Genomic DNA, 4,668 nt, shown 5'->3' on the forward strand with positions numbered 1-4,668 from the left:
GTTCGACTTGAATCTTCAGTGGGCGGCCCATTTCGATGACTGTCTGTGATGAGATGGCACTATTATATCATTATGTAAACACCCTCTCAGGCCGATTGCTATTACCTGCGCCTAACTGCTGCACCTCCACTGGACGCACTTGTCCCTGGGAGGTGTCTGCAAATCCGAACGTCTTGCCCACCCCACCCAGGTCAACACCCGCATCTTCGGCTTGCTGAGCACTCACCCCCAGCTCCTGCAGGTTGTAGCCCAACTTAGGCATCGGCTGCGCCGTGACATTCGCACGATCCTTCCAGATGTCTGCGCCAGCACCGATGGCGTAAGCCGTATAGTAGGCCTGATAGGCCGAGGTGCCCTTGTGGCCCAAGGTGCTTCCACCCTTGTCAAAATGACATTCCGCTACCGCCTCCACGGCGGGACTCTCTATACGGCCCTGCGTGCGCTGCAACCCATGCTCATCCAGCCGGACGCCGGGCTCCAACTGATCGTTGGTGACGCAGGCAGTCGTGGGGTCCAGCCGACAAAGCAGAACTTTCTGGTTGACTTCGCCGGTGGTCGTGATCACCCGGCTCGCCACAGAGTTCATGCTCATCAACTCTGCCAGACCCTCGTCCCGGCGAGCCGAGGCAAGATATTCCTTGGCTATAGGAGTGACATCCACCACCGGCTCACCGTATTGGGCTCCCTCTCTAAGGGCTTGATCGATGCCGTAGGCAAGCTTGTATCGCGATTGCTCAGCCGACTTGGCCATCAGTGCGTGCCCGGTCTCATGCCCCAACACACCCGTCAGCAAATCCACGCGATCCGATTGCTTGGTCCTCTGGAATACATCCGCACTGACGTTGACCGTGCCCGTGCTCGCGTCGTAGTGCCCGCCCTCGTTCGGCCGGTTTGACACCGACAGGTGACGCAAACTGCCGCTCTCGATGGCCTGGGCCATCGCAGACGCAAGATATGGAGAGGTTTCGACAGCCTCGCGAAAGTCCCGAGCAGCCGAAGGCGGCAACCCGGATTGCTTCTCTACTTCATTGAGCAGTTGCTCGACACGTGGATCAACCATCGATTGGCTCCAACTCGAAGGTCACTCTCGAAACACAGTGGGGATCGTTGCGGTTGTCTGTCTTGACGGCGATGTAGACCCCAAGGTTCTGGCCGGCCTGCTTGTCGAACATGATCCGATGGTCGTCACCAAAACCTGGCTTGGTCATCCGAAAGCCCGCCGACAGCAATGGGGCTTGCACCGCGTCCATGGTGAGTTCGCATGAGCCAGGCGGGTTGACCGATACTTCTATCAAGTGTCCAGGGTGCTTGGCGTAAGGCTTCCAGACCGCCAACTCGTAGCCACCCTGCCCTAATGCGCCTTTGACCCCATAGCGCCGCCCCTTGCTATCGGGAGGCAACTTCAATTCCATGGCCTGTTCAACAGCTGCTGGAGCCGTGTCGGCTTGGGAGCGAAGCGCCTTCGCCAACTGAGCCAGGGCGTTGGTCAGTGTGGGGGCGGTCAACGCGGGACCCGCCTGCAACTCGGGGTAAGCGCCTTGGTCGACAAGCCGAGGCGTGACCTTTGCCGCGGCGTCCGCCGCGATATCGGATGCCGCAGCAGCTTTGTTCTGCTCGGCCTCAATCGAGGCCTGGCTTGGGGGTTTTGGCACAGTGGTCTCCTGGGGCAAGGCCGAAGGTTGAGCGCACGCCACCAGTCCCGAAGTCAAAACCCCTGCGGCCAATGTCATGGCCAAGGCACAGGAGGGGGGGCGTCCGTTGCGACTGAAGTCCATAAGCCAGCTCATATGAAGAGTTGGGAGGCTCAGTCTATCCGCACAGTAGCCCAGCAAGTCAAACGTGAGAATTGCCGGACGGCCCCCATGGTTGTGTGACATATCTCCCGGTATAGCGAGTCGCTCGTGGGCCACGTTTCGATCGCTGGGCTACATTGAGTGAAATGCTTTCATTGATGCGCTCATGTCCCAAGCAAGCCGCAATCTCGACTCAGCAGCCACCGACGCCAACACGCCTTGGATCACCGCTGACCAGGTGTTGCCTCTTGCGCGCCTGGAGGGCGGGAAACTACCAATCCGGGTAGCCGGGAGAACCAAGAAACTCATGCCGTGGAACCAGTTCTGCTATGGGGTTTTTGAGCCTTATCCCGGCATCGAGTTGAGCTTCAGGATTCCCGTGGATGAGCAACCTCAAGACGACGCCCCGATCATCATTGCAGGCGTGTTGACGGTGAACAGAAAAATGTCCGTAGAGCTCCAGGGGCGTGTGGAGGGACCTTGGCTCACGGCGGCGCGCGAGCCAATGGTGCCCATCCCGGATCGTGGACGCAATCCAGTGGCGATCGGGGAGTTCCTCGGGAAAAACGGCCTTTCTGGGCTTGGCTTTCTCGCGAGCAAGACCGGCTGGGACGACATCTGCTCTGCGGCACGATTGCAGAAGCTTCGCAACAACACACTTGTGATGGCCAACTTCGGTGATGAAACCAAGTTCGTTGAAGCGTTGAAACAGCTCACTGGAACCGGCGTGAAAGGACTGGTCATCGCGCGAGGGGGTGGGGAACGCTTGGAGACCATTGGAGACTCGCGCAATGTCACCCGTGCCCTGATCGAAACAGGCCTGCCCTTCTATGTCGCGCTGGGCCATGCCAACGACGTGTTATTGGTAGACAAGCACGCCGACGATGTTTTCCTCACGCCTAGCGACTTCGGTCACCGACTGCGAGATTGCCTGGATGCAGCTCAAGAGGCAGAAGATGCACGAGCTGAAGCAAGCGATGCCGAGGACAAGTTGATTCAACTCTCGACCAAGCTTGATCGGAGAGAGTCAGAGCTTGACGAAACCCGCCGTCATTTGAACGAACTGTTGCAGCAAAGCAAGCTGAATGGCCAAGGCCTAAAAGCCGAACTCCGACAATGGAAGATGTTCGCCACCACTGCGGGGGCTGGCTTGTTCTTGCTTTTGCTGTGGCTAGCCATGCGTTAAAAAGCTCACATGCTGGACAAAAGACGAAGAGCTTGCTTCAGCACTACCTCAATCCCCTGCCATGGCCGACATCATCAACCTCTTCTACGAAGGCGATTTCGCTCACCAGCCAGCCGTATGCATCGCTGAGCGCATCGGCGATAGCCTCTTCACTCTCGCATTCGACCGTGGCTTCAGCGGGCAATGACGGACGCTTGCCGTCGGTCTCCCACACGATCCCGCGCACGTGAAACGCCGTCATTCCTGCTCCATCGATGTGGATCTACCTTGGCAGTTTAGCCCTGACAGGCCAAAGAGGTGAAGGGGCGGGCTATGCCCCCCCTTGCCGCGGCATTCGCCCGGCATGGGGAGCTCGGCCACTAAGGCCTAGCGGACCGCCCGGTTGCGCTTGCTCCGGCAGCAGTCTGCGGGCATTTGTGCATTGGCTTCGTCAGCGATGAACGCGCGGCGTATCGCCGATAAGCAACCGCTCAACCGGAGCTCACCATCCAGCGGTTGACTGACTGATCCTGGATGAAGCATTAGGCCACCACTCAACCCTAGCGGTCCTTGTCCTCAAATTGACGGCGAACGGTCTTACAGAAACATCAGCGAATTTCGAACTAACCGCTCTTTGCGTCACTAGAGCAGAGTTTGGAGATTAGGTTAAGTGGCTTCCGGTGCGTCGCACTTGCACCACAACCCGCCACGACTAAGAAGTAAGCCCAATCTGCCACGACCACCGTTACTTTTCGGCGGGCGTAACAGCGCCGGGCCCGAGCTACGAATCACTTATGGGCACCCCCACGCTTTAACCTAAATGATTAAATTAACGAACGTAACCATGAGCATCAATGTTTAGATGATGCAATGGCCCCTTACTTGCAGTATGTCGCCTCCCTTGCGAGTCTGTTATTGAATACTCTCTAGGATCAGGATAAGCCACATCGAAGTGAAAGCTTTCTGGAAGCTTCAAACTGAATTTCCAATTTCTTGGAATTGGTATCCCCCCATGACGCTGCCCGGCATGGTTCCACGCCAGCCCCCTTTGATCGTGGCAAATATTACCGCGCTTTCGATGAACCCCTTCGAATTTTTTAATTAACTTTTCTGCTGCCGTGATTAAACCCTCATCACCCCAGCGAGACGCTCGCTCCCATATAGTAAGACCATCATCCTTGCATGAGGAGTCGAAAATTCCCGGGAGGACAAGAACATGCTTTTCATCTTTTGGGAGAACTCGTTCACGCCATTGCTGCTCCTCCGAAACAGCAACCTCCACCAAACCCACGATATCCGCAGATTGGCGAACAAATGGCTCGCTATTCAACCATCTAAGCCGAAAATGAGGTGTCAATCGCTTAGTGACCTCGCCTCGCTCATTCCTATTGTCTGTAAGACCAAAAATGTGAGGCGCTTCATCAGCAGCCATGTGTCCAACGATGTCTTCTAAGCCATTGCACCCTACAGATGGGCGCTTAGGATCTGATCCCGCCGAGAATTTTATAAGCCATCCGCTAGGCAGCTGACAGGCATTAAGAATCGGCCTGACGCCCCCCATGTCACGATAGTTGTCCGCTCCCCTGAATCCTCAGATGGAGACCGCGATGGCCCGCTGCAGCCCCGAACTCAAAGACCAGATCGTCCGGCGGATGATGCCCCCCAACAATCAGAGCGTTGCTGACCTGAGCCGTCACACTGGCATCAGCG

General features: G+C 56.9%; 5 protein-coding genes. 1 reads left to right on the forward strand and 4 read right to left on the reverse strand.

Annotated elements, in window-relative coordinates:
* Window positions 1-70 precede the first annotated feature (70 nt).
* Window positions 71-1,060: a hypothetical protein gene (locus XcuCFBP2542_RS18480; protein WP_249027686.1), complete on the reverse strand. Its 990-nt coding sequence runs from the start codon at window positions 1,058-1,060 to the stop codon at window positions 71-73.
* On the reverse strand, window positions 1,053-1,730 hold the full coding sequence (locus tag XcuCFBP2542_RS18485; protein WP_249027687.1) for a hypothetical protein: 678 nt from the start codon (window positions 1,728-1,730) through the stop codon (window positions 1,053-1,055). The genes XcuCFBP2542_RS18480 and XcuCFBP2542_RS18485 overlap by 8 nt, the downstream gene beginning before the upstream one ends.
* 229 nt (window positions 1,731-1,959) lie before the next feature.
* Between XcuCFBP2542_RS18485 and XcuCFBP2542_RS18490 the strand changes: the two genes are divergently transcribed.
* Entirely contained in the window at window positions 1,960-2,979 is a 1,020-nt protein-coding gene (locus XcuCFBP2542_RS18490) for an exodeoxyribonuclease VII large subunit (RefSeq protein ID WP_104605667.1), read from the forward strand.
* Window positions 2,980-3,022: 43 nt separating this feature from the next.
* Here the strand turns inward: XcuCFBP2542_RS18490 and XcuCFBP2542_RS18495 are convergent, their stop codons facing one another.
* Both XcuCFBP2542_RS18495 and XcuCFBP2542_RS19445 read right to left on the reverse strand, forming a co-directional pair.
* The gene (locus tag XcuCFBP2542_RS18495) at window positions 3,023-3,220 is read right to left on the reverse strand and encodes a hypothetical protein (protein ID WP_104605669.1); all 198 of its coding nucleotides are present in this window, start codon (window positions 3,218-3,220) and stop codon (window positions 3,023-3,025) included.
* Between the two features lie 567 nt (window positions 3,221-3,787).
* Window positions 3,788-4,390, reverse strand: coding sequence for a hypothetical protein (locus XcuCFBP2542_RS19445; RefSeq protein ID WP_146090363.1), 603 nt, complete (start codon window positions 4,388-4,390; stop codon window positions 3,788-3,790).
* Window positions 4,391-4,668: the final 278 nt, after the last annotated feature.

Origin of the sequence: Xanthomonas cucurbitae, from assembly GCF_002939885.1 — a bacterium.
Taxonomy (GTDB): domain Bacteria; phylum Pseudomonadota; class Gammaproteobacteria; order Xanthomonadales; family Xanthomonadaceae; genus Xanthomonas; species Xanthomonas cucurbitae.

What these genes read in the sequence shown, in the direction of transcription:
- XcuCFBP2542_RS18485 (WP_249027687.1), bottom strand. Translation starts at nt 1,730, where the DNA reads ATGACATTGGCCGCAGGGGTTTTGACTTCGGGACTGGTGGCGTGCGCT.
- XcuCFBP2542_RS19445 (WP_146090363.1), bottom strand. Translation starts at nt 4,390, where the DNA reads ATGGCTGCTGATGAAGCGCCTCACATTTTTGGTCTTACAGACAATAGG.
- XcuCFBP2542_RS18490 (WP_104605667.1), top strand. Translation starts at nt 1,960, where the DNA reads ATGTCCCAAGCAAGCCGCAATCTCGACTCAGCAGCCACCGACGCCAAC.
- XcuCFBP2542_RS18495 (WP_104605669.1), bottom strand. Translation starts at nt 3,220, where the DNA reads ATGACGGCGTTTCACGTGCGCGGGATCGTGTGGGAGACCGACGGCAAG.
- XcuCFBP2542_RS18480 (WP_249027686.1), bottom strand. Translation starts at nt 1,060, where the DNA reads ATGGTTGATCCACGTGTCGAGCAACTGCTCAATGAAGTAGAGAAGCAA.